This window comes from Micromonospora sp. NPDC085948 (genome assembly GCF_040686315.1).
Classification (GTDB): Bacteria; Actinomycetota; Actinomycetes; order Mycobacteriales; family Micromonosporaceae; genus Micromonospora.
In genome coordinates, this window is the sequence record NZ_JBFBJW010000004.1 from 154,818 (window position 1) to 178,439 (window position 23,622).

Annotated in this window: 17 protein-coding genes and 1 pseudogene; 10 read left to right on the plus strand and 8 right to left on the minus strand. The window is 70.5% G+C overall.

Annotated features, from left to right (window positions below):
• Nucleotides 1-6: 6 nt before the first annotated feature.
• Entirely contained in the window at nucleotides 7-1,011 is a 1,005-nt protein-coding gene (locus tag AB0O48_RS13205; RefSeq protein WP_357242864.1) for an EamA family transporter, read from the minus strand.
• A 409-nt stretch (nucleotides 1,012-1,420) separates the two neighbouring features.
• On the opposite strand from AB0O48_RS13205, the pseudogene AB0O48_RS13210 reads away from it, so the two are divergent.
• Both AB0O48_RS13210 and AB0O48_RS13215 read left to right on the plus strand, forming a co-directional pair.
• Nucleotides 1,421-1,885, plus strand: a pseudogene (locus AB0O48_RS13210) (flagellar basal body protein FliL); the annotation flags it as partial.
• 172 nt (nucleotides 1,886-2,057) lie between these two features.
• Complete coding sequence (locus tag AB0O48_RS13215; protein ID WP_357242868.1) at nucleotides 2,058-3,299, plus strand: ATP-binding protein; 1,242 nt, start codon at nucleotides 2,058-2,060, stop codon at nucleotides 3,297-3,299.
• Nucleotides 3,300-3,324: 25 nt separating this feature from the next.
• Here the strand turns inward: AB0O48_RS13215 and AB0O48_RS13220 are convergent, their stop codons facing one another.
• Nucleotides 3,325-3,873, minus strand: coding sequence for an N-acetyltransferase (locus tag AB0O48_RS13220; protein WP_357242871.1), 549 nt, complete (start codon nucleotides 3,871-3,873; stop codon nucleotides 3,325-3,327).
• 133 nt (nucleotides 3,874-4,006) lie between these two features.
• On the opposite strand from AB0O48_RS13220, the gene AB0O48_RS13225 reads away from it, so the two are divergent.
• Nucleotides 4,007-4,552: a DoxX family protein gene (locus tag AB0O48_RS13225; protein ID WP_357242874.1), complete on the plus strand. Its 546-nt coding sequence runs from the start codon at nucleotides 4,007-4,009 to the stop codon at nucleotides 4,550-4,552.
• A 215-nt stretch (nucleotides 4,553-4,767) separates the two neighbouring features.
• Complete coding sequence (locus tag AB0O48_RS13230) at nucleotides 4,768-6,234, plus strand: glycosyltransferase 87 family protein (RefSeq protein ID WP_365065396.1); 1,467 nt, start codon at nucleotides 4,768-4,770, stop codon at nucleotides 6,232-6,234.
• Between the two features lie 4 nt (nucleotides 6,235-6,238).
• On the opposite strand, the gene AB0O48_RS13235 is transcribed toward AB0O48_RS13230, so the two are convergent.
• The 5 genes from AB0O48_RS13235 to AB0O48_RS13255 form a co-directional block, all read right to left on the minus strand.
• Complete coding sequence (locus tag AB0O48_RS13235) at nucleotides 6,239-6,667, minus strand: molybdenum cofactor biosynthesis protein MoaE (RefSeq protein ID WP_357571580.1); 429 nt, start codon at nucleotides 6,665-6,667, stop codon at nucleotides 6,239-6,241.
• Entirely contained in the window at nucleotides 6,664-7,920 is a 1,257-nt protein-coding gene (locus tag AB0O48_RS13240; RefSeq protein WP_357242883.1) for a molybdopterin molybdotransferase MoeA, read from the minus strand. Before AB0O48_RS13240 ends, AB0O48_RS13235 begins: the two co-directional genes overlap by 4 nt.
• A 92-nt stretch (nucleotides 7,921-8,012) precedes the next feature.
• Nucleotides 8,013-8,483 carry a MogA/MoaB family molybdenum cofactor biosynthesis protein gene (locus tag AB0O48_RS13245; RefSeq protein ID WP_365065401.1) on the minus strand — a complete coding sequence of 157 codons (471 nt, stop codon included), beginning with the start codon at nucleotides 8,481-8,483 and terminating at the stop codon, nucleotides 8,013-8,015.
• On the minus strand, nucleotides 8,480-8,971 hold the full coding sequence (gene moaC, locus AB0O48_RS13250) for a cyclic pyranopterin monophosphate synthase MoaC (RefSeq protein WP_357571583.1): 492 nt from the start codon (nucleotides 8,969-8,971) through the stop codon (nucleotides 8,480-8,482). The genes AB0O48_RS13245 and moaC overlap by 4 nt, the downstream gene beginning before the upstream one ends.
• 259 nt (nucleotides 8,972-9,230) lie before the next feature.
• Complete coding sequence (locus tag AB0O48_RS13255) at nucleotides 9,231-12,329, minus strand: BTAD domain-containing putative transcriptional regulator (RefSeq protein WP_357571584.1); 3,099 nt, start codon at nucleotides 12,327-12,329, stop codon at nucleotides 9,231-9,233.
• A gap of 670 nt (nucleotides 12,330-12,999) precedes the next feature.
• Here AB0O48_RS13255 and AB0O48_RS13260 point away from each other — a divergent pair.
• The 5 genes from AB0O48_RS13260 to AB0O48_RS13280 all read left to right on the plus strand — a co-directional run bounded on the left by AB0O48_RS13260 (nucleotide 13,000) and on the right by AB0O48_RS13280 (nucleotide 18,787).
• Nucleotides 13,000-15,528, plus strand: a complete 2,529-nt coding sequence (locus AB0O48_RS13260) for a bifunctional diguanylate cyclase/phosphodiesterase (protein ID WP_365065405.1) — start codon at nucleotides 13,000-13,002, stop codon at nucleotides 15,526-15,528.
• 67 nt (nucleotides 15,529-15,595) lie between these two features.
• Nucleotides 15,596-16,933 (plus strand): glycosyltransferase family 87 protein, encoded by a 1,338-nt coding sequence (locus tag AB0O48_RS13265; RefSeq protein WP_365065407.1) that lies wholly within the window; start codon nucleotides 15,596-15,598, stop codon nucleotides 16,931-16,933.
• 41 nt (nucleotides 16,934-16,974) lie between these two features.
• Nucleotides 16,975-17,607 (plus strand): phosphoribosyltransferase, encoded by a 633-nt coding sequence (locus AB0O48_RS13270; protein ID WP_357242901.1) that lies wholly within the window; start codon nucleotides 16,975-16,977, stop codon nucleotides 17,605-17,607.
• Nucleotides 17,608-17,629: 22 nt separating this feature from the next.
• Nucleotides 17,630-18,004, plus strand: a complete 375-nt coding sequence (locus AB0O48_RS13275) for a zf-TFIIB domain-containing protein (protein WP_357242904.1) — start codon at nucleotides 17,630-17,632, stop codon at nucleotides 18,002-18,004.
• 105 nt (nucleotides 18,005-18,109) lie between these two features.
• The gene (locus AB0O48_RS13280; RefSeq protein WP_365065409.1) at nucleotides 18,110-18,787 is read left to right on the plus strand and encodes a maleylpyruvate isomerase N-terminal domain-containing protein; all 678 of its coding nucleotides are present in this window, start codon (nucleotides 18,110-18,112) and stop codon (nucleotides 18,785-18,787) included.
• A 22-nt stretch (nucleotides 18,788-18,809) separates the two neighbouring features.
• On the opposite strand, the gene dnaB is transcribed toward AB0O48_RS13280, so the two are convergent.
• Entirely contained in the window at nucleotides 18,810-21,632 is a 2,823-nt protein-coding gene (gene dnaB / locus AB0O48_RS13285; protein WP_357242910.1) for a replicative DNA helicase, read from the minus strand.
• A gap of 396 nt (nucleotides 21,633-22,028) precedes the next feature.
• Between dnaB and AB0O48_RS13290 the strand changes: the two genes are divergently transcribed.
• Nucleotides 22,029-23,579: a hypothetical protein gene (locus AB0O48_RS13290; protein ID WP_357242913.1), complete on the plus strand. Its 1,551-nt coding sequence runs from the start codon at nucleotides 22,029-22,031 to the stop codon at nucleotides 23,577-23,579.
• Nucleotides 23,580-23,622 lie beyond the last annotated feature (43 nt).

The following is a 23,622-nucleotide window of genomic DNA, read 5'->3' on the forward strand; positions in this document are numbered from 1 at the left end:
CGGACGTTACTGGCGGTCGCGCACCAGCGTGTCCCCCGATCGTGATCCCGTGCCCACCCGGCGCGGCCGTTCGGTGCTCACCACCAGAGCGACGCCGGCGACGATCACCGCACCGCCGAGCAGCACCTGCGCGGTGATCGGCTCGGCCACCAGCAGCGCGCCGAGCGCGACCGCGACCGCCGGGTTGACGTAGGCGTACGTCGACACCAGCGAGATGGGCGCGTTGTGCAGCAGCCAGACGTACGCGGTGAAGGCCACCAGCGAGCCGGCCACCATGAGGTAGCCCAGCGCCAGCCAGGACCGGGTGCTCACCGCCGCAGGATGGAAGTCGGCCAGCTCGCCCCGACCGGCGGCGACGACGGCCAGCACCAGCGCGCCGGCCAACATCTCGTACACCGTGGCCACGAACGGGTCGGCGGGCATCCGGATCCGGCCGGACAGGAACGACCCGACCGACCAGGCGACGGCCCCCACGACCACTGTCAACGCCCCGAGCAGCGGCACCGCGTCCGCGCTGCCGGCGGGCAGCACCAGCAGGACCAAGCCGACGAAGCCCAGGGTGACCCCGGCGAACGTCCAGATCGGCGGCCGGTCCCCGGTGCCGGTGCGCAACAGCACCACGAGCAGTGGCACGGTCGCCACCAGCAGCGCGGCGATCCCGGACGGCACCGCCACTCCGGGCGGCCCGGATTCGGCGAGCACCACCAGGCCGTTGCCGCCGGCGAGCAGGAGCACCCCGACCAACGCCGCCGAGCCGAGTTGCCGCAGGTCCACACGCAGTGCGCCGGGGCCTCGGCGCACCCGCAGCACCACCGCCAGGATCAGGCCGGCGACGGCGAACCGCAGTGCGGCCGACAGCAGCGCCGGCAGCGTCTCCACGGCGATCCGAATGGCCAGGTAGGTGGAACCCCAGAGCAGGTAGACCACGATCAACGCGGTCCAGATCAGGGTCGGCGTGACGTTTGCGCGGCGGCCGGCGACGCCTGCCGCGCTCGGTGGAGGTGAGCTCATCAGTGGACCACGCTACGGTGACGTCGGAGTCGGCGTCGCGTACCGGTGGCGGGACTCACCACTTGTGCAGGAGGGCGGCATGACCAACTACGGACCACCCGGGGGCGGCAACCCGGGACCGTGGCGCGGGCAGCGACCGGACGAGACGCCGGGCCGGCCGGTGCAGCAGCCCTACCCGCCGGCGGTCCCGTCGTACCCGCCGCCGGGTCCGCCGTACCCGCAGGCGCCCCTGGGACGACCCGGGCCGTACGGCCCACCGACCGCGCCCCACGAAGGCGGTCCGGGTACGCCCTACGGCGGTGCCCCCGGGGCACCCTACGGCGGCGCGTACCAGCCCACCGGGGCTCATCCGGGGTACGACCGGCAGCCGTACCGGCCCGACGAGACCCCGTACGGCCCGGACCCCACACCGGCACCGGGCCGGCGCGGCCGGGGGCCGCTGATCGCCGTGCTGGCGGTGGTACTGCTGCTGGTGGTGGCTGCCGGGGGTGCGTTCTGGTTCGTTCGCGGGCAGGACGACCCGGCCCCGGTGACCGCACCGGCCAACTCGACCACCGCCGCGGAGCCCAGCGCGGACGCTGACGGGGCCGAGCCGCCACCGAGCGCCCCGGCCCCGGAGTCGTCGGCCGATCCCCGGTTCGCCAAGGTGGGTCAGTGCGTCCGCAACGACGCCGCGGCGGGCGGCAAGCCCAAGCTGCTGATCACCGAGTGCGCCGCGAAGTCGTACGAGGTGTTGAGCCGGATCGACGGGGCGACCAGCGGCGAACGCGACGCCGAGGCCAAGTGCGACAAGGTCCCGGGTTACACCAACTGGTACTTCTTCGACAGTGAGCTGGACACTCTCGACTTCGTCCTCTGCCTGAAGCAACGCTGAGACCACCCACCCCGGGAATTCCTGCGGAAGCGGCAGCTCCGATTGCCAAAACTAGGGCTGTCTAGCGTGGACGCTAGACAGCCTTAGTTTCTTGTCGACGGCTCCGACACGCCGGTAGCCCCATCTATCCATGTCTAGCCTCGCAGCTAGACGGCCCGATACTCTGCAATGCGTGGATCCGGTCCGCAACCCGTACGCGCCGGGCGCCGGCCAGCGTCCGCCCGAACTCGCCGGGCGGGGGCGGGAGCTGGACGTCTTCGACATCGTGCTCGAACGCATCGCACGGGGACGACCCGAACGCAGCCTGATGCTCACCGGGCTGCGTGGCGTCGGCAAGACGGTTCTGCTCAACACCCTCCGGTCGCAGGCGATCAACCATCTCTGGGGCAGCGGCAAGATCGAGGCACGACCGGATCAGTCGTTGCGCCGTCCGGTCGCCGCCGCGCTGCACATGGCGGTCCGGGAGCTGGCCCCCCGCCACCGTGCACCCGACCGGATCGACGCGTTCCTCGGCGTTCTCAAGGCGTTCGCCCAACGGTCCGCCCCGACCGGCCGGGCCGGTGCCGCCCCGAAGCTGCGCGACAGGTGGCAACCCGGCATCGACGTGCCAGCCGCGAGCGGCCGGGCCGACTCCGGCGACATCGAGATCGACCTGGTCGAGTTGCTCAGTGACGCCGCCGCGGTGGCCAGTGACGTCGGGACCGGCATCGCCATCTTCATCGACGAGATGCAGGATCTCGGCCCGGAGGACGTGTCGGCGCTCTGCGCGGCCTGCCACGAGCTGTCCCAACTCGGCGCGCCGCTGATCGTCGTCGGCGCCGGCCTCCCGCACCTGCCGGCGGTGCTCAGCGCGGCCAAGTCGTACTCCGAACGGCTGTTCCGCTACCAGCGCATCGACCGCCTCGACCGGATCGCCGCCGACCAGGCGCTCTGCGCGCCGGCCGAGCGCGAGGACGTCGAGTACGAGCAGAAGGCCCTCGACCTGCTCTACGAGAAGTCCGGTGGCTATCCCTACTTCGTCCAGGCGTACGGCAAGGCGACCTGGGACCACGCGCCGCGCTCGCCGATCACCGCCGCGGACGTGCGCGTCGCCGCACCCGAGGCGGAGGCCGAGCTGGCGGTCGGTTTCTTCGGTTCCCGGTTCGAGCGAGCCACCCCCGCCGAACGCGAGTACATGCGGGCGATGGCCATGATGTCCGCGGTCGGGGACGAGTCCGGGGCGGTGACCCGCGACGACATGGACGCCGCGGTGCCCACGGCCGAGATCGCCCGGGCACTCGGCCGCAAGCCCGCCAGCCTCTCCCCGGCGCGGGACGCGCTGATCAAGAAGGGGCTGATCTACTCCGGCGAGCGGGGCACCGTCGCCTTCACGGTGCCGCACTTCGGCAGGTACCTGCGCACCCAGCCGGCCTGACCGCCGATCGAGGTGACGACGCCCGTCAGACCTTCGACCAGGGCGGCGGAAAGAGCACCTCACCGCGCGGCGGGGGGCCTTCCTCGCTCGTCGACGGCGGCAGCACCAACGCCTGCCAGGGCTCACCGAGACCGGCCCACGGGCTGGTCAGGCCCAGCTCCGTCGCGGGGCTGAAGCCGAACCGGTGATAGAAGGCCGGGTCGCCGAGGACCACGACCAGCCGCTCACCCAGCTCGGTGGACGCGTCCAGGGCCGCCTGCACGACCGCCGTGCCGTGCCCGACGCGCTGTCGGTGTGGCGCGACCGCCACCGGACCGAGCGCCAGGGCGGGCACGTCCGAGCCCTGATCCGGCCGCACCCGCACCCGGGTGAGCAGCGCGTACCCGACCACCTCGCCGCCGTACTCGGCGATCATTGCCAGCCGCGGCAGCCAGGCGGCCGTGCCGCGCAACTCGTCGACCAGACTCACCTCCGGCGGCGTCGCCACGTCGGGGCGGGCGAAGGCGGTGGCCAGCACGCGGCGTACCGGACCGGCGTCGGCCGGGTCCTCGGGGCGTAGCCGCAGCGTGGTCACCCGCGCGACGTTACCCGCCGAGGCCGGTCCATCCGTGACGGTCGCTCGAATCGGCGTGGCGCAGGTGTATGAACACCGATCCGATCCGACGGTTGCCGGGGTAGCAAACGTCGCGAGGGGGTATGACTGATCCATGACGCCCGTACGCTCCCTCGCCCGCGCCATGTTGAGCGGCATCTTCGTGGTCAGCGGGTATCGCAACATCCGCAACCCGGCACGGCTGGCGCAGGCCGCCGCGCCGGTCACCGACAAGATCGCGCCGCTGTTGAAGAAGGCGCACCCGAGCTTCCCCACCGAGACCGAGACGTTGATCCGACTCAACGCGGCGGTGCAGGTCAGCGCCGGACTGATGCTCGCCACCGGGCGGTTCAGTCGACCCGCCGCCCTGGTCCTCGCCGGCACGCTGGTGCCGGTGACCATCGCCGGTCATCCCTTCTGGAACAACGACGATCCGATCGCCAAGAACAACAACCAGATCCACGCCCTCAAGAACCTCGGTCTCCTCGGCGGTCTGCTGCTGGCCGCGGCCGACACCGGCGGCAAGCCGGGTCTGCGCTGGCGGACCGGCCATCGCATCGGCCACTCTCGACGTTCCATGCAGCGCGCCGTCCGTACCGCCCGACGGGAAGCCCGGATCGCCGTCCGATCCGCGTCCACCGCACGTCGACTGCCCGGCTGAACTGCATCGATGCCTCTCCACGCCACCCCCACCCCCCGCTAAGGCCGCGAATTACCTGAACCACCCGGTAGGCGTTAACGCGGTGGAAATGTCAAAAACATGTGTGGGATCGGACACGGTCGCATAACGCGGGAGGCACTGACGTGAGGCGCCGTTCTAGGCTCCGTGCAGGACCTGGACGGGTAGGACGACCTTGGTATGGGGGTGGCCACGCCATGCCGACGGCTGTCGGTAGTCGGGCGGACCGCCTCGCCCCAATCCAACGCGTGACACGCGGCATCGACCGCGTGTCACGTCGGATCGATCGCAAGAACGTCGTACGGGGCGCCATCGTGGCCGCCGTCGTCTACGCCGCATGGCTCGCCATCGGTGCTTTCGGGCGGCCGTACAACTTCTTCGACATGAAGATCTACCACGGTGCCGTGGTGTGGTGGGCGAGCGGGCATGAGCTCTACGAGTTCATCGCGCCCGGCACCACCCTCGGTTTCACCTACCCGCCGTTCGCCGGGCTGGTCATGCTGCCGATGGCGCAGCTTCCGATCGACACCGCCGGCATGGTCAACGCCGCCGCCAGCATCGCCGCGCTGGCGCTGGTGCTGGCCGGGCTGCTCCGCCCCATCGTGGACCGGCTGGGGTGGCCACTGTGGTTCACCGTGGCCGTGGCGGTGCCGCTCGCGGTCGCCATCGAGCCAGGTCGGGAGACTCTCGGCTACGGCCAGGTCAACATCCTGCTGTTCGCGTTGATCATGGCTGACCTGATCGGCCTGCGCTGGCGCTCCCGCCGGGGCACCCACTACGCCGCGACCGACGGCCCCCTGCTGCGCTTCCTCTACGGCGGAGCGTGGGCCGGCGCCGGCATCGGCCTGGCCACCGCGGTCAAGCTCACCCCGGCCCTCTTCATCGCCTACCTGCTGATCACCCGTCAGTGGCGGGTGGCGGCCACCGCGATCGGCACCGCGATCGGCGTGACGGTGGCGACCTTCGGGATCGTCGGTGACGAGTCGCGGACGTACTTCGGCAGCGTGCTCTGGCAGACCGAGCGGGTCGGTGCGGCGGACATGACGCCGAACCAGTCACTCGCCGGCCTGCTCGCCCGCCTGTACGACTCGATCGAGACCCCCGGACTGCTCTGGCTGGCCTTCTCGGTGCTGATCCTGGCGCTGGGCCTGTCCCGGGCGGCCAGCTCCCGCGCCGACGGTGACGAGTTGACCGCGTTCACACTTGTCGGCCTCACCGCGAACGTGATCAGCCCGATCTCCTGGACGCACCACCTGGTCTGGGTGATCCCGGCGATCATCGTGCTGGCCGACGCCGCCGTACGTCGCCGGGAGGCGAGCCGGACGATGCCCTCGCGCGCCGGCCAGGGAGCCGTGTTCGGCGGGTTGCCCGGGGTCAACGGGCTACGCCCGCCGATCTGGTATCCAACGCTGACCGGGCTCCGGCACGGCGGTGCCGCGATCGGGCTCTACCTGCTCTTCCTGATCTCCCCGATCTGGCCGTACGAGCACCAACTGCCGGAGATGTCGCACTACCAGGACGGTCTCTTCGGAGCCCTGATGGAAAACTCGCTCGCGCTCGCGCTCATCGTGCTGGTCGCCGCACTGCCCTGGCGTCCCGGTGCCGAGCCGGCGTTCTACGGCGACCGGCTCGCCCGCACAGCGGCGGTCAACAGTCGCCGCTGAGCGGTCAGGGGCAGTTGACCCATTCCTCGGTGCCATCGGCGAAGACCTGCCGCTTCCAGATCGGCAGGCGCGCCTTCGCCTCGTCGACGAGCCGGGCGCAGGCCGCGAAGGCCGCCGCCCGGTGCGCGGTGCTCACCGCGGCGACGAGCGCCACGTCACCGATCGCCAGAGGGCCGACCCGGTGGGAGACCGCCACCGCGTACACGTCGGGCTCCGCGGCGATCTCGGCGGCCACCTCGCGCAGCACCTCCGCGGCACTCGGGTGCCCCTCGTACTCCAGGCTGGTGACCTGCCGGCCGTGATCGTGGTCGCGGACCACGCCCTGGAAGGAGACCACGGCGCCGGCCCTGCGGTCGGCGACCGCCGCCTCGTGGGTGGCGAGGTCGAGTGGCTGGTCGGTGATCTCACCGAAGGTGATCGTCGGCGCGGTCATGACGAACGCTCCCCAGGAAGTAGTGGCAACGGCACGATCGGCACCCGGTCTCCCGGCTCGCCCCTGGTGCCGGGCCGGATGACGGCGAACCCGTCCGCGCCGGCCAGGCCACGCAGCATCGCCGAACCGACGTGTCGCACCGGGTACGCCGTCCCGGCCTCCCGGTCCAGCCGGACCAGGGCCAGGTGGGTGTGGTCACCGCGACCGGGCACCGCCTCGGCCAACGTGGCGTGCGGCAACACCGGCATCGAGCGGCCCTGCAGGCCGGCGAGCAGCGGCGCGACAAGCGAAACCAGGGCGACGATGGCGGACTGGGGGTTGCCCGGCAGCCCCGCCACGAACCGGATCCGCCCGTCGTGGCCGGCCAGCCGGGCCAGCAGCATCGGGAAACCCGGGCGAACCGCCACCGTGTTGACCACGTAGTCGGCACCGAGCGCTTCCAGGGTCGGGTGCAGGTGGTCGACCGGGCCGTTCATCGTGCCACCGGTGGTGCAGACCAGGTCGGCACTTGTCAGCGCCGAACGCAGGGCCGCCACGTGCGCGGGCAGGGTGTCGGCCACCGGGCCGACCACGTCCGACGGGCGGACCTGGCAGCCGTAGCGCCGCAGCCACGCCGGCACCGCAGGACCCAGCGCGTCGCGGACCCGACCGGCCGCGGGTGGTCCTGCGGTCAGCAACTCGTCGCCGAAGACCAGCAGCGCGGCACGCGGCGCCCGCCGGACCCGCAGCGTGTCGTGCCCGCAGGAGGCGGCCAGGCCGATCACCGCCGGATCGACAGGCGTGCCGACCGGCAACAGCTCCTCATCGGCGTACGCCTCCTCGCCCGGCTCGCGCCACTCCGGCGTCTGCCGGGGGGTGCCGTGGACCAGACCGTCGACGGTCGTGGACTCCTCCACGCGCAGCACGGCGGTGGCACCCTCGGGCACCATGGCCCCGGTCGCGATCTCAACGGTCGTGCCGTCACCGGTGAGCGGCGCGGGGGTGCTGCCGGCCAACACCCGGCCGACGACGCGCCACGGACCGGTGCCGCGCACCGCCCAGCCGTCCACGCTGGACGTGGGGAAGGCCGGCAGGTCGGTGCGGGTGGTCAACGGCTCGGCCAGGGTCGACCCGTCGATGTCGGCAAGTGGCCGGGCGACGGCGGGCAGCGCGGCGGCCAGACCGACCGCGTAGACCCGCGACCGCGCCTCCTCCCAGCCGGCGGGCGGAGGTGCGGTGACCCGATCCGCGGTGGGTGCGGTTTCCGTGCTCACCAGCCGAGCCTATCGGCCCGGACCAACACCCGTCGGTGCGTGGCGTGGACCGACCGGTGTTCGCGGCAGCCTCGGTGGTCGCCGCGGCAGCCTCAGTGGTCGCCGCCGCGCAACTGGTCGACGGTGTGCCCGAGGATCGGCCCGAGCACGGCCAGGCCGTCCCGGGCACCGCCGGTCGAGCCGGGCAGGTTGACCACCAGCATCCGGCCGGCCACCCCGGCCAGACCCCGGGACAGCACCGACGTGGGCACCCGTTCGCGACTGTGCGCACGGATCGCCTCGGCGATGCCAGGAATCTCGTAATCCAACAACTCCCGGGTGACGTCCGGTGTCCGATCCGTCGGGGTCACTCCGGTGCCACCGCTGGTCAGCACCACGTCGACACCGTCGGCGTGGGCGGCCCGCACGGCGGCGCCGACCGGCTCACCATCGGGCACCACGACCGGCTCGTCGACCTGGCACCCCAGCTCGCGCAGGCCTCCCACGAGCAGCGGCCCGCTGGTGTCGGCGTAGACACCGGCCGCGGCCCGGTTGGACGCGACGATCACCCGGGCCCGGATCACGGTCGGTCCTCCGGCCGGACCCACTCGCCGGTCTTGCCGCCCTCCTTGCGCAACACCCGGACCGCCTCCACCGAGGCCGCCGGATCGACCGCCTTGACCATGTCGACCAGAGCGAGACCGGCGACGGCAACCGCGGTCAGCGCCTCCATCTCCACGCCCGTCCGGTCAGCCGTGCGGGCGGTGACCGTGATCTCCACGGTGTCGGCGGTCAGGTGCAGGTCGACCGTGACGCCGTGCAGGGCGATCGGGTGGCACAGCGGGATCAGGTCGGGGGTGCGCTTCGCCCCCATGATCCCGGCCAGCCGACCGACCGCCAGCGCGTCCCCCTTGGGTAGACCGTCACGATGCAGCAGGTCGATGACCTCGGGCGTGGTCCGCAGACGGCCGGCCGCGACGGCCAGCCGGCCCGTCACCGCCTTGGCGGAGACGTCGACCATGCGGGCCGCGCCAGCACGGTCGACGTGGCTGAGCTGTGCGGGTTCGGTCACGGCCGTGAGCTTATCGGTGCCGTACGACGGCGCTTGGAAGGAGCGGCGTCGCGCTGACCGCCGCGCCGGTGCCAAAGGCGTAACGGTCGACGCCACTCCTTCCTCACCGACCCGCCGCCGAGGTCGCTGGGGGGACCTGACGGCGGGTACGTCTCGGCGACCTGGTTCTGCCCGCGGGCAGGACCTCCCCCGTTCGCCGATACGGCGGAAAAGCTACCGGGCCTGCCGATAAGAAATCGATAAGCGACGTTCGGGCTGGTCAGTGCTCCGCGACCGGGGTCACGGTCAACTCGGAGAGGCGGCGTTCGGCCTCGAAGCGTTCCGGCACGCCCATCCGTCGGAAGATCGCCAACGCCCGCTCCCAGTGCCGGCGGGCCTCGGCCGGGTCGGTGCGGGCGAAGTGTTCGGCGAGCCCGGCGAGGGCTCGACCCTGCTCGTGCGGGTGTGCGATCCGGGTGGCCAACCGCAACGCCTCCTGGTGCGCCTCGAACGCCTCGTCACCCCGCGCCTGTGCCAGCAGGGTGCGCCCGAGCTCGTTCAGCGCAGCCGCCTCGACGTGGCGTTCCCCCGAACCGATCGACAGGTTCCGGGCCAGCTCGTGTTCCCGCTGTGCCTCCATCAGACGACCCAGACTGCGGTAGGCGATCCCGAGGTCGTTGCGCACCTCGGCCTCGGCGTACCGGTGGCCGGTGCGATCCCGTAGCGCGAGTGAAGCCATCAGGATCCGGATCCCCTGTGGAAGATCACCCATGCGAACCCGCACTCCGCCGATGTGGCTTAGTGCGTTCAGCGTGTGGAACTCGTCGGAGTTCGTCCGGGCCCAGGCCAGGTGCAGGCGGTGTATCCGCAACGCTTCCTCGTAACGCCCGAGGGCCGTCAGCGCCAACCCGAGGTTCGGCAGCAGGAAGGGGCCGCCGACATTCGCGTAGACATTGTCCCGCAGACACTCGAGGCCGAGCTCCACCGACTCGGACAGGTGGCCGCTCCACCAGTAGACGGCGGCGAGGTTCGCGCGGTACCGGGCGGAGTTCAGTACGTCCCGCGAGTTGCGGGAAAGGTCGACCGAACGTGTCAGGTGATCGAGCGCCCCTTGCTTGTTGCCGGTACGGACGTAGGCGGAGGCCAGGTAGTTGTTCATGAGAGCCAGCGCGTCAGCGTCTCCGACAGTCTCCGCAGCCTGGAGCCCGTGGCGGTGGATCAGAATGATGTCCTCGAAGTACCCGCGGATGTAGCAGAATCGCCAGAGGCCACGGGCCAATTGCCAGCAGTGCCGGTAGAACCCTGACTCGAGCGCCGACACCACCATCGTCACCAGGTCCGTGCGCTCGGCCTCCAGCCAGTCAGCCGTCGGCTCTCCGACGGCCTCGACGAGCTCACGCTGCGCGGACGGGCTGTTCGGGATCTGGGATCTGATCACTTCGGGCTCAAGCAGCTCGGCGACGTTCAGAACCGCCTCCAGCGTGAAGTCGAACAGTCGAGCCAGACCGCGTTGGCGGTCGTCGGAGGAATCGGCGTGCGAGCAGAGTTCGATGGAGTACTGGCGCATGAGGTCGTGCAGCCGATACCGCGTCGAGTCCAGGTCCTCCACCAGGTTGCGGTCGACGAGGTCGTCGAGCGCGGCGTGCGCGTCCGCCAGGGTCAGACCGGTCAGTGCGGCGACCACCGGGGGGCTGAAGCGGTTACCGGGATACAGGCCCAGGAATCGGAAGACCCGCTTGGTCGAACCCGGGAGAGGCTCGTAGGAGGCGGCGAAGGCCCCGGTGACGCTGCTCTCCTCCTGAGCCAGGTGGTGCAGCACCAGAGGATCGCCGGCCAACTGTTCGACCAGTTCCGCCAACCGCCAGCCGCGCCGATGCGCCAGTCTGGCACCGGCCAGCCGAATCGCCAGGGGAAGGTGACCACACCGCCGGACCACCTCGGCGGCCGCCTCCGGCTCTGCCTCGACCCGGTCCCGGCCAACGCTCAGGCTCAGGAGATCCATGCTCTCCTGTGGGCTCAGGAGCGGTAGCGTCCGCGACGTTCCGACATCCGGGTGGAACAGACGTCGTCGCGAGGTCACCAGCACGACGGTGGTCGGCTCGGCCGGCAGCAGGGGCATTATCTGCTCGCTGCTCGCGGCGTTGTCGAGAACTATCACCGACCGCCGACGGGCCAGCTCTTGTCGCCACAGTTCCACCCTTGCCTCAAGCTCGACCGGAACGCGCACAGCTGGCACTTCAAGCTGTCGAAGCAGCGTGACCAGAGCGTTCGCCGCCTCTACCCGGTTCTTTTCGTCGTGCCCGCGTAAGTCGATGAACAACGCGGCGTCCGGGTATCGATCGGACAGCCGGCGGGCCAGGTGTACGGCCATGGTCGTCTTTCCACTGCCCGGCATGCCGTCGATGACGTGCACCGCCGGAACCCGCTCCTCGACCCGACGGGTCTCGGCGAGCAGCCGCGACATGACGTCCTCGCGACCAACGAAATCGGTTACCGCTCGAGGAAGATGATCTACCGGGTGGAGCCGACGCGGTTTCTCGAGGGCAAGGACACCCGCCGCATGCGGTGTGTTCGGGGCGGGGAGCGCACCCCGACCAGCCGGACGGGTTGCGCCGCCGATCGGCGAACGCCGGGGCAGACCCGCCCTCACGATCATGCGGTGGAGAGTATGGAGGTCAGAACTAGGAACGACTCCGAGCTCAGCCGCCAGCCTCGTCCGGACCTCGTCGTACGTGACGAGCGCGCCGGCGTGATCGCCGCGCTCGTAGAGTGCACGCACGAGCAGGGCGTATGCCGGTTCCCGGAGGGGGTGACGGACGATGACCTCCCGCAGCAGCGGAATCGCCAGGTCATCCCGCCCCGATCTCAGCTGTACGTCGGCGAGCAACTCCACGGCCAGCAGCCGCTCCTCTTCGGCCGCCGCCACGCGTGCGCTGAGCACGGGTCCGAGCGGAATACCGGCGAGCATTGCCCCCTGCCAGCGCGCCACGGCACGCCCCAGTAGTTCCGAGGCGCGGTCCAGGTGGCCGATCATCAGGGCTTGCCGGCCGGCGGAGCGCTCCAATTCGAACTGAAACACGTCGATACATTCCGGCCTCAGGACGAGCCGGTAACCGGTTTGCTGCCTAACGATGACACCCCGACCGCCTTCGAACGCTTCGAAGGTCCGCCGCAGATTGGCGGCATAGGTACGAACATTCGCCACCGCCGAACGCGGCGGACCATCGGGCCACAACTCATCAACCAGGTCGTGAACGGTCACCAACTGCCCAGGTTGGACTGCGAGCATCGAAAGGACGGCCTGCTGCTTAGGCGTTCCGAGGTGCAGTGTGCGAGCGGCCAGTTGCACCGAGAGGCCGCCCAGAAGTTGAATCTCCATCCGTCCCCCTGCTTCAGCGGGGTATTCAGCCGATCACGGACGAAGCTTACGGGCACCGAACGTGACGGGCCGATGTCAACGGGTCGGGCGGTCATCGACGGAAGCGGCGAGTGGCGCCGACCGCCGGCACGGCATGCCTGTTGCAGGTTGCAGCTTTCTTGTCCGAGCACGAGCTGCAGGATGCGCAACCCCTGCGGTCGACCATTGCCTGCGCCGACCGGCATTCCTGGCGTACGCGATGCCCAACCGGTGGTTACCGCTGGCCGAACTGCAGATGATGCAACGGGCCAGAAGCCGGCAGACTTGAGAGAATACGCAGGCTCAGCCCATCGCATTCGGCCCACAACAGCCAGCAACAACTCTTGGGAAGAAGCCGCGAACGTCAACGGTGCGCTCCCAAGTGGGGACAGAACGTTACAAACCATCGTTCAGTTGGCTAATGTTGCGCATAGCGACATATGGCGGGCGCTAACCACTCATATCTCCGCTACGCTATCCCTGTCAGCAAGTCGGTGCATTAATGGCTAATCCACGAGTTGCCACTAATGCCTGATCTACAGGGAGGCAGTCATGCGCGGCAACGAGTGGACCTGAGCACCCGAGGGCCTGCCGCTGGCCTCTCGTCGTGCGCTACGGTGCCAGGAGCGAACCGGGCACCCTCGGGAGCGGCATGCAAACCCAAGCGCAGAACGACCAAGAAGATCATCGACGACTAACTCTGATCATCGGCGTCATCGTCGTTGTAGCTTCGGTGGTTTGTGCGTTCTCCCTGGTGGCGGCGCTTACCGCGCTCCCGGCAACCGGGACCGAGGTTGCGACTGTAATAGCACTCATCCCCATGATCGCCGTTGCCACGATGGTCAATGCAAGGGTGAGAATCCGATCGACCACGCACCAGATCACCTGGAGTGAGACTGCGATCGTCGTCGGAGTGGCGATCGCTCCAGCGCCCTGGGTCGTGCTGTGCACGGCCGTTGGGGTGGCGGCGGCCTTCGCCGTCCAGCGCCTGGCGCCGATCAAGATGGCGTTCAGCATCGGAAAGAACACCATCGTTGCTGCCGGCGCGGGGCTGACCCTCGTAGCGCTGGACTGGACCTGGCCCCCCGCAAAGCTCACCGACTTCATTCGTCTCGTCGGCCCAATAGCCCTCGCCTATCTCGTCGCCACGGTGCTCGACGAGCTCATCGCGATCCCGGTCATCGCGATAGCCTCCGGCAGCAGCATTCGTCAGCAATTCCGCACAAACTGGGACCTACGAGGCGTCGGTGTGGCGCTGCGGTTCCTCGTCACCATCTGCACCCTGCTCCTCCTCCAAGCCGACCTGCGACTCCTGGTCGCCGTTCCACCGCTCGTGCTCAGCCTGCACCTGGCCTACTCCACGAGAATCCGTTCCAGGACGGAGCAGCAGGCGTGGCAGCGGCTCGCTCGCACCACCGACGCGCTCAACGTGGTCGACCTGGACAATGTCCTGACCACCGCCGTCACCCAGGCCGCCGAACTGTTCTCCGCCGACGAGGTCGAGATCGAGCTGCGCGACGGTGACCGCGCCGTGCGCGGCGGCACCGGCGGCATCACCTTCGACGGTCCCATCGGCACACCCAGCGACGTGCACCGCACCGTCATCCCCACCCCGCTCGAAGGGCACGACCGCACCGTCGACATCGGCATGCTCCGACTACGCTTCCGCGGCCCGGTGCAGCTCTCCGAACGGGAGCAGTACACCCTGCGCACCTTCGCCTCCGCGCTCTGCACCGCCGTCCGCAACGCCCAGGCGTACGCCGAACTGGCCCGGGTCGCCAACGAACACGCCTACGCCGCCACCCACGACGCACTGACCGGACTGGCCAACCGCCGGCACCTCCTCGACGAGGGCACCACACAGTTGAGCGCCCGACACGCCGACGGGGTCACCGCACTGGTGCTGATCGACCTCAACCACTTCAAGGAAGTCAACGACACCCTCGGTCACGCCGCCGGCGACCAGGTGCTGGTGCAGGTCGCCGACCGGTTACGAGGCGCCGCACGGGCGAGCGACCTGGTGGCCCGCCTCGGCGGCGACGAGTTCGCCGTACTCCTGCGCGGGCTGCCGGCCCCGGCGGTGGCCGCGCATCGCGCCGAGACGCTCCTCGCCGCCCTGCACGAGCCGTTCGAACTGGACGGCATGCGGATCAGCGTCGAAGCCAGCGGCGGCATCTCCGTCGCCCCGTCCAACGGTGGCATGACCGAGCTGCTGCGCCGCGCCGACGTGGCCATGTACCAGGCGAAGCGTGCCGGGCAGCGAATCTCCACCTACGCCACCACCCGCGACACCGCCGACCTGGGCCGCCTCACCCTCGGTGGTGACCTGCCCCGGGCGGTCGCCGACCACGAGTTCATCGTCAACTTCCAACCGATCGTCGACCTGGGCACCGGCGAGGTGACGAGTGCCGAGGCGTTGGCCCGCTGGCGCCACCCCACCCACGGCATGATCGACCCGCTGCGCTTCCTGGAGGCGGTGGAGCGCTCCGGTCTGCTGCCGGCCTTCGCCGAGGCGATCCTCGACCAGGCACTGATCGCGGCCACCACCTGGCGTGACGCCGGCTTCGACGTACCGGTCGCGGTGAACGTGTCCCCCCGCAGCCTGCTCGACGCGCGGTTCCCCGGCTCCGTGCTGGCCCGTCTGCGCGCTCACGACCTCCCCGCGGACCGGCTGGTGCTGGAGTTGACCGAGACGCTCACGCTCAGCCAACTCGACGTGGTCGACCGGGTACTCAGCCGGCTGCGCGACGAGGGCGTCCGGTTGGCGTTGGACGACTTCGGCACCGGCTACTCCTCGCTCTCGCTCCTCTCCCGCATCCCGGTGCACGAGCTGAAGATCGACCGAAGCTTCGTGACGACGATGGACAGCTCAGCGGAGGCCGCCGCTGTCATCCGCTCCACCCTCGACCTGGGTCGCAGTCTCGACCTGACGGTGGTGGCCGAGGGGGTGGAGAGCGAACCGCAACGGCGGGCCCTCTGGGAGTTGGGCTGCGTCGCCGGCCAGGGCCACCTGTTCTCGCGGCCGGTGCCCGCCGGCACCCTGCTCGCGGCAATGCAGCGCGGCTCCGGCGGACGTCCCGGCGCCCTCGTCGCACCACTGCACGACGCCGGCGCGGTGATCCGGCTGAGCCAGAACCGCCGCCAGGCCGCCCGCGCCCGCCTCCCGCACCTGCCCGCCTGACCGGGCACCGGCCGACCGCACCACACGGTCCGCTGCAGGTGCCACCCGGTCTGCCAGACTGGCGCCCGTGATCGCCGACGCCCCGACCGCCCGCCGTCCCTGGCACTGGCGGACGCTCGACACCGCCGCCGGCGGGCTCGCCGTCGACCTCAGCCTCTACGCCGTCTCGACCATCTTCGCCGCGATCACCGCGGTCACGTCGACCCTCCTCCCGCACCGGGCCTGGGGCGCGGTCGCCGCCGTCGGATACCTGGTGGCGACGCTTGCGGTGCTCACCCAACTCCTGCTCCGCCGACACCACCCGACCGCACGGCTGGTCGGTCTCGGAGCCCGCTGGACGATCACCGGCCTCACCTGGGCAAGCACCGCACTGCTCCCCCTGCTCTGGCAGAGCATCGAGCGGGCCAACGGACGCACCGACCGGGCACAGGAAGAAGTCCTGGTCGTGGAGCACGCCGGCAACCGCCTCCTGGAGCACGGCACTCCGTACCTCGGACCCGACGCGATCGCCGCCCTGCCCCCCGGCGACCAACTGCTCGGCTACACCCCGTACCAACCCGGCATGGCGATGTTCGGCCTGCCCAGGGCACTGGCCGACACCTGGTGGACCGACTCCCGGGTCTGGTTCGCGGTCGGCACCGCGCTGGCGCTCACCCTGGCCGTGACCGCCCTGCGCACCACACCGGCCACCGCCCTCCCCGCCCCGGCGGCTCACCGGCGAGACTCCGCGCTGCTGCGCGGCGTCCAGGCCGCCACCGTACTGCCCATCTGTGCCCTCACCCTCGCCACCGGCGGCGACGACCTCCCCGTACTCGCGCTCTGCCTGCTGGCCCTCGCACTCGCCGCCGCCGACCGACCCGGCCGGGCCGGCCTCGCGGTCGGGCTCGCCGGCGCGTTGAAGCTCTTCGCCTGGCCGGTGGCGCTGGTCCTGATCGTCTGGGGCCTCACCCGGCGCGCCGGCACCCGGGTCGCCGCCGGCGCGATCGGCCTACCCGTCGCCGCCCTGGTCCCCGCGATCCTCGTCGACCGTGACGCGCTCACCGAGAACGTGCTGCGCTTCCCCCTCGGCCACGGCCTGGTCACCAGCCCCGCGCAGTCCCCCTTTCCCGGCTACCTGATCGCCACCGCGCTACCCGCCGGCCGGCTCGTCGCCGCCGCGCTGCTGGTCGCCGCCGGAGCGACCATCGCCGTCCGGCTCGCCCGCCGCCCGCCCCGCACCGCCGTCGCTACCGCGCTCATCTGCGGGTACGGGCTACTCGCCGCCATCGCCCTGATGCCCTCGACCCGCTTCGGGTACCTGCTCTACCCCATGGCCCTGCTCACCTGGGCACCCGCCCTGCACCGCCCGGTCGACACGCCGGCCACCCCGCTTCCCGACCTGCCCGCTCGGACCACATCGGCGTAACTGCTGGGCGGAACGCCCCGCCAGGGCGTAGACCTGAAGGCATGACGACGTACCGCGACCGGGCCGACGCCGGCCGGGTGCTCTCCGAACGGCTCACCGCGCTCGTCGGCGATCCGGACGTGGTCGTCCTCGGCCTCGTCCGCGGCGGCGTACCGGTCGCCCGGGTCGTCGCCGAACGACTCGGCGCACCACTTGACGTGCTCGTCGTCCGCAAACTCGGCATGCCGTGGGCCCGGGAGGTCGCCTTCGGGGCACTCGGGCCGGGCGGGGTCCAGGTGCTCAACGACGCGGTGGCCAGCCGACTCAGCAGCGACGACATCGCCGAGGTCAGCCAACGGGAACAGGCCGAACTGGCCCGGCGGGAACGGCTCTACCGAGGCGGTCGCGCACAACTGGACCTCACCGGCCGGACCGCGCTGATCATCGACGACGGCCTGGCCACCGGTGCGACCGCCCGCGCCGCCGTGCAGGTCGTCCGCCACCTCGGAGCACACCGGGTCGTGGTCGCCGTCCCGGTCGGCGCACAGGAGGCGTACGAACTTCTCGCCGCGGAGGCGGACCAGGTCATCTGTGCCCAACGCCCACCGGACTTCGGCGCGGTGAGCGTCTACTACGACGACTTCCACGAGGTCTCCGACGAAGAAGTCACCGAGGCGCTCACAGCAACTGCATAGGTCCACCAGGTACCGTCGGGCGATGAGTAGTCTCACCTGCCCCAAGTGTCACGGAGAAATGCGTCAGTACGAGCGCAGCGGCGTCGTGATCGACCAGTGCGGGGAATGCCGAGGCATCTTCCTGGACCGCGGCGAGTTGGAGAAGCTGTTCGAGGCGGAGGCCAACTGGAGCCGCCAACAGACCGGTGGCGCACCGCCGCAGCCCACCCACCAGCCGGCCGGCTACCCGCCTCCGCCGCCTCCGCACCAGCCCGGATACGGTGCCGTCCCGCCGCCGCCCCCGCCCGCCCACGGCTACCCGCCGCAGCCGGCCTACGGCCAGCAGCAGCACCACGGCTACCACGGCCACTACCGGCAGAAGAAGCGCAAGGGCTTCCTCGACGACATGTTCGGCTGATCCAGAACGGCCTTCCCGCCCGGGTCGATCCACGTGTCGGCCCGGGCACACCACCCGGGCCGTCGAACGTTGGCGGGCGCGATGGTTCATGCGAGGCTGAATCGCATGACCACGATCCGACCGGACGAGGCGCTTGCCCAGGCGTACGACGGGATCACCGCGGTGGTCCGCGACCTGGACGACGCCGACCTGCAACGAGCCACCCGCTGCCGGGGCTGGCTGGTCGCGGACCTGCTCCTGCACGTACTCGGCGACGCCCAGCGTGCGCTTGTCGCACTCGCCAGCCCCGTTGACGGGCCGGCCGACGTCGACGACGTCAGCTACTGGCGCGACTTTCCGGCCGGCGACGACGAGAGCAACCGGCACGCCTGGTGGGTCCGCCGGTCGGCCGCCGCATTCGACCGTCCGACCGGGATCGTCCAGCTCTGGCGGGACACCGCGCCCGCGGCGGTCCGCGCCGCCAGGTCGGCAAACCCCGAGGGGTACGTGACCACGCAGGGGCACGTGCTGCGCGTACCCGACTTCCTCGCCACTCTGACCACCGAGGCTGTCGTCCACCACCTGGATCTGACCCCGGAACTGCCCGCCGCGCCACCGCCCGGCCCGCTGGCCGCGCGGGTCGCGGTGACCACCATGGAGGGCCTGCTCAGCGACGACACGGTACGCCCCGTTGGTTGGGACGACCAGGACTTCCTGCTGAAGGCCACCGGGCGCGTACCGCTCACCGATCGGGACCGGCTGGAGCTGGGCGAGTCAGCGGGCTGGTTTCCGCTGCTCGGCTGACCGACAGCAGGTGCCGCGCCGGTCAGCCGATGGCCATGTCCACGAACCGCGACAGGTGCAACTGCGCCGCCACGGTCACGGTGTCAGTTGGTCCATTCCGATGCTTGGCAACAATGAAATCCGCCTCGCCCGCCCGCGGCGACTCCTTGTCGTAGTAGTCGTCGCGGTGCAAAAGAATAACAACGTCGGCATCTTGCTCAATTGATCCCGATTCACGCAAATCGGACAGCTGGGGTCGCTTGTCGGTGCGCTGCTCGGGGCCACGGTTCAGCTGGCTGACCGCGATCACCGGGCACTCGACCTCCTTGGCCAGCAGCTTCAGGCCACGGGACAGGTCCGCGACCTCTTGCTGGCGGCTCTCGGTGCGCTTCGGCGAGGTCATCAGCTGGAGATAGTCGACCACGATCATCTTGAGGTCGTGCCGCTGCTTCAACCGCCGGGCCTTGGCCCGGATCTCCATCAGGTTCATGCTCGGCGTGTCGTCGACGAAGAGCGGCGCCTCGCTGATCTCACCCATGCACCGGGCCAGCTTGGTCCAGTCGTCGTCGGAGAGCTGGCCACTGCGCAGCACGTGCAGCGGGACCCGCGCCTCGGCGGAGAGCAGTCGCATGACGATCTCGACCTTGCTCATTTCCAGCGAGAAGATCGCGGCAGCCTGGTTGGCGCGAATAGCAGCATTCCGGGCAAAGTCCATGCTGGCGGTGCTGTTGTGGGTGGGGATCATCGCCCGGCTGGCCAGGTACAGGTGGTCGTCGTTGTCGACGGTCACGCACCGCACCGGAACGCTGGGGACCGGTCGGACGTCGACGATGAACCGCGAGGTGGTTCGAACGTCGGAGGTGGTACGGCGACGTTCGGCGTGTGCGTCTTGCTTGCGCCTCAGCCGGAAGATGACATCGGGGGTGGAGAAGTTCAACGTGTACGCGATCGACGACTCGCGGGTGCGGCCGCGCACCGGCTTCGTGTTGACGGTGCAGCGGTAGCCGAGGCTGACGATGAGTTCGCGTACGTCGTCAGCCAGCCGCTTCGAGGTCGACGTGTACTGCAGGTTGCCGGAGGGAGCGACGGCTCCATCGGTGTCCATCAGCCCGGCGAGCAACGCCCTGCGCTGAGCCTCCGAGGCACGCAGATAGACGCCCGGGATGTGCTTGTTCCCCGCTACCCCGACCTGACGCAGGAGGCCGAGGAAGGAACCGTTCCGGTGACGGCAGTCGGCACACTTCCGGGTCGCTGAGTTCTCTCGCAACGCCCTGGTGGAAACGCCGCAGTCCACGCAGACACCGTTCCCCGGAGCAGCGGACGTGGGCTGCGGCAGAATGGTGTAGACCATCGGTCCGTTGGGCCGCACGACGAAGCCGTCCGCCTCCACGTGCGTGACCATCTCCGGATCTGCCGTTGTGAAGCGGCTGGCGTCGCTGTGCCCATCACCGAGCCACGTCCCCAAGGTGTAGGGCGGGACCAGCAGCTCACGGTCCGGAAGTTGGATGGGAGCGCAGTTCCGTACGGCATGGTTGAGCCGCCGCTGGGCGGTGTCGGTGCGCAGCGTGGCTGCGATCTCGGCGGTGGTGACGACGCCGTCGTGGTCGACCCGGCTGCCGGCGTTGACCTCCCGCTCGGCTCGTTCCAGGAGCGCGCCCAGGAGCGGACCAGCCGGATAGCCGGGCGCAGTCCAGTTCTGCGGCTTGCCGTTGCGAACGATGGGACGGCTGATCCGACCGACCGATCCGACCTCACGGGCCACGGTGTGCAGGACATGCCGAAACTCTGGGCCGACCTGTTCAATCGTGTCGAAGAGAGTGATCGGCTGATTCCGCAGGGAGCTCAGCCGCTCGTGTGCCGTGCGAACGTTGGTCAGCGCCGATTCGGACCAGTGCCGCCTCTGCCGCGCCGGCCCCTGCCGCCGGCTGGCCCGACTGGTCGTCTTCCACAGGTGTTCCGCGTCGGCCACGATGACCGTGCCGTCGGAGAACTCCACCTCGTAGCAGGGGCGGTCGTGCATGACGTCGAAGGCGTGTGTGACCGTGGTGGGTCTGCCGTCCGCCGCCAGAAGTTGATCGCCGGCCTTGACCTCACCCATGGTGGTCCAGCCATCCGGGGTCGGCAGTGGGGTGTCGAGCGCGAGCGCCTTGCCCAAACCCGGCCTGCCGGCCACGATGATCAATTGGCCGGCGTGCAGGCCGTTGAGCAGTCGGTCCAGGTCGCTGAAGCCGGTGGGGACGCCGGTCATCATGCCGCCGGTCGCGCCCACCGCCTCGATCTCGTCGAGCGTCGGCTGCAACATGTCGGCCAGGATCGCGAAGTCCTCGCTGACCCGCCGTTCGGTGACGTCGTAGACGGCCTGCTGGGCGAGGTCCACGACGTCGTCGACGTCACGGCTGCCGCCGCTGGCGGTGCCGTAGCCCAGCTGCACGATCTTGGTGCCAGCCTCGACCAACCGGCGCAGCACAGCGCGTTCGCTGACGATGCGCGCGTAGTAGGCCGCGTTCGCGGCGGTCGGCACGCTGGCGATGAGGGTGTGCAGGTAGGGCGCGCCGCCGATGCGGGCCAGATCGCCGGAGTCGGTCAGGGCGGCGGCCACGGTGATCGGGTCGGCCGGCTCACCCCGCCCGTAGATGTCGAGGATGATGTCGAAAATGGTGGCGTGCACCGGCCGGTAGAAGTCGTTGGTCTTGAGGATCTCGACGACGTCGGCGATGGCGTCCTTGGAGAGCAGCATGCCGCCGAGGACGCACTGCTCCGCGGCGACGTCCTGGGGTGGAGTCTTGTCGAACTGACCGTCGCGCGGCGCGGATGTCTGGCCGCCGCCGGATCGTGACTCCGCCCGCCTGTCGTCGGTGACCGACACGGGTCCCCCTCCAGTGCGTCGGATCTGATTCCAGCTCTACCGCTGGGGTCTGACACTTCCGTCCGACCGGGCCGGTCGATCGGGGGCCATCGCGCCGGCGGTCGGGGGCCAACCATACGGACCCCGAGGTCAGAGACTCAACAACGCCGGTGGACGAGCCTCGGGACAACCTGTGGATGCCGGGGGACATGATGTGCGCAGGGTGTGCACAGCCTGTGGATAACCATTGGGGAATTCTCGGCCCTAGGCCGCTGACCTGCTGGAACATACTCCCCAGCCTGTGGAGGAGAATATTTCGGTCGGGCCTGTGACACGATCGTCCCGTACTATCTCCAGCGAACGGCTACACCTGGACAGCGGATTCCGCTTTCGGTTCAGAAGGGTCACACTCCGGCCGTGAGTTACCGGGACTGGGGACGCGGGGATGGCAGCCCGCGCGAGCGCCAGCCGACCGCCTCGTGGGGTGAGCGCGCGGCGTCTCTTCCGGTTGATCCGTACGACGAGGACGGTCGCTACCGCACCTCCAGTCGACGGCGCGCATTGGACCGCGGCCAGGACGAGCCCGTCGACGCCTACCTGCCCCGGTGGGCTCTGGAGTCGGGTGTCCGGCACGCTGACGGCGGCGGTCGCCACGCGGCACCGGACGAGGATGAGGCCGAGCCCGAACGCGAGGCCGAGCCCCCGATTTCCGGTGCCGGAAGGCGGTCCATCGAGTCGTCGGGCAGTCGTCGGCGGGGCAGCGAGACGAGTTGGCGGGAGCAGGCGGCGATCGGCGCGGCCCCCGAGTCGGACCACACCCGGGAGTGGACGCTCGACCGTCCGCAGGACCAGGGGTACGCGGGCCGCCGACGCGCCAACGCCGGGGAGGACGAGCCGGTTTCCGGCGTTTTCCCGGACCGCCGTCCCCGCCGCGCGCCGGCTGGCCGTCCGCAGGTGATCTGGTCGGGCGGGGAGTTGGAGTCCGCTCCGAGCAAGCCGGTGCCGGATCCGGAGCCGACCCGACCCACCCGGCGCAGCCGTCGCGCGGCGGAGGAGTCGTGGTCCCGGCCGGCGGCCGACCCGTGGGCACGGGGGTCGGATCGGGTGGTCGAGCCGGAGCCGTCGTACCCGCCCGCGGTGGATCCGTGGGACGCCTCGGGGGTGCACGCGTGGCCGCCCGGTGCCGGTGCTGACGGCACGGATCTGAGCGAGCAGTGGTCGGCGGTGGAGAGCGTCGGTGGTTGGGAGCGGTCCGACCGCACCGGTCAATGGGAGCGGTCCGTCGTCGAGGACGACAGTTGGGACCGTACGCTGCCGCCGCGCTCCGATCGGGCTGCCGAGGCGGAGGGTTGGCCGGCCCGGGACGACAGCTTCTGGCCTGGCACCCGGCTGGCCGGCGATGACCCCCGCTGGACTGATCCGCTGCCGTCTGCGCCCCGCTCGCCGGTGGTGGGCTACACGGCCCCGAGGCCGCGCAGCGCGGCTGTGCCACCTGTGGGTGCGCCACGGCGTCGGGCGGACCGGCCGGCGGCCGGGGCGGCGTCGGTGCGTCGGCGGGTCGAGTCGGCGGCCACGGGCGCGTGGGCTCGCCGCTTGGAGGACGACCTGCTCGACCCGGATCCGGGTGGGCCGTTCCGGCCGTTGCTGTACACGGCGGCCTGTTACCTGACGCCGGCGGTGCTGATCTTCGTGTGGCTGTTGACGTTGGACAGTCAGGCGCCGGCTGGTTGTGTGACCGACATCAGCGGGGGCGGGTGTGACTCACCTCGGTCCCGTGCGTTGGGGTCGCTGCTCGCCGGCTCGCCGCGTTTCGGGTTGGCGCTGGTGAGCAGTCTGGTGGTGGCGGCGCTGCTGCGTCGGGTGGGCACGACGTGGCGTTCGGCGACCATCGCGTTGGCCGCGGCGGTGGTGGGTGGTGGCCTGTCCACGGTGCTGATCAGCGTGGTGACCGGTCAACCGATCGGGTGAGCGGCTGAGAGTCGGGGCCGTGTCGCGCGGGGACAGCACCTGA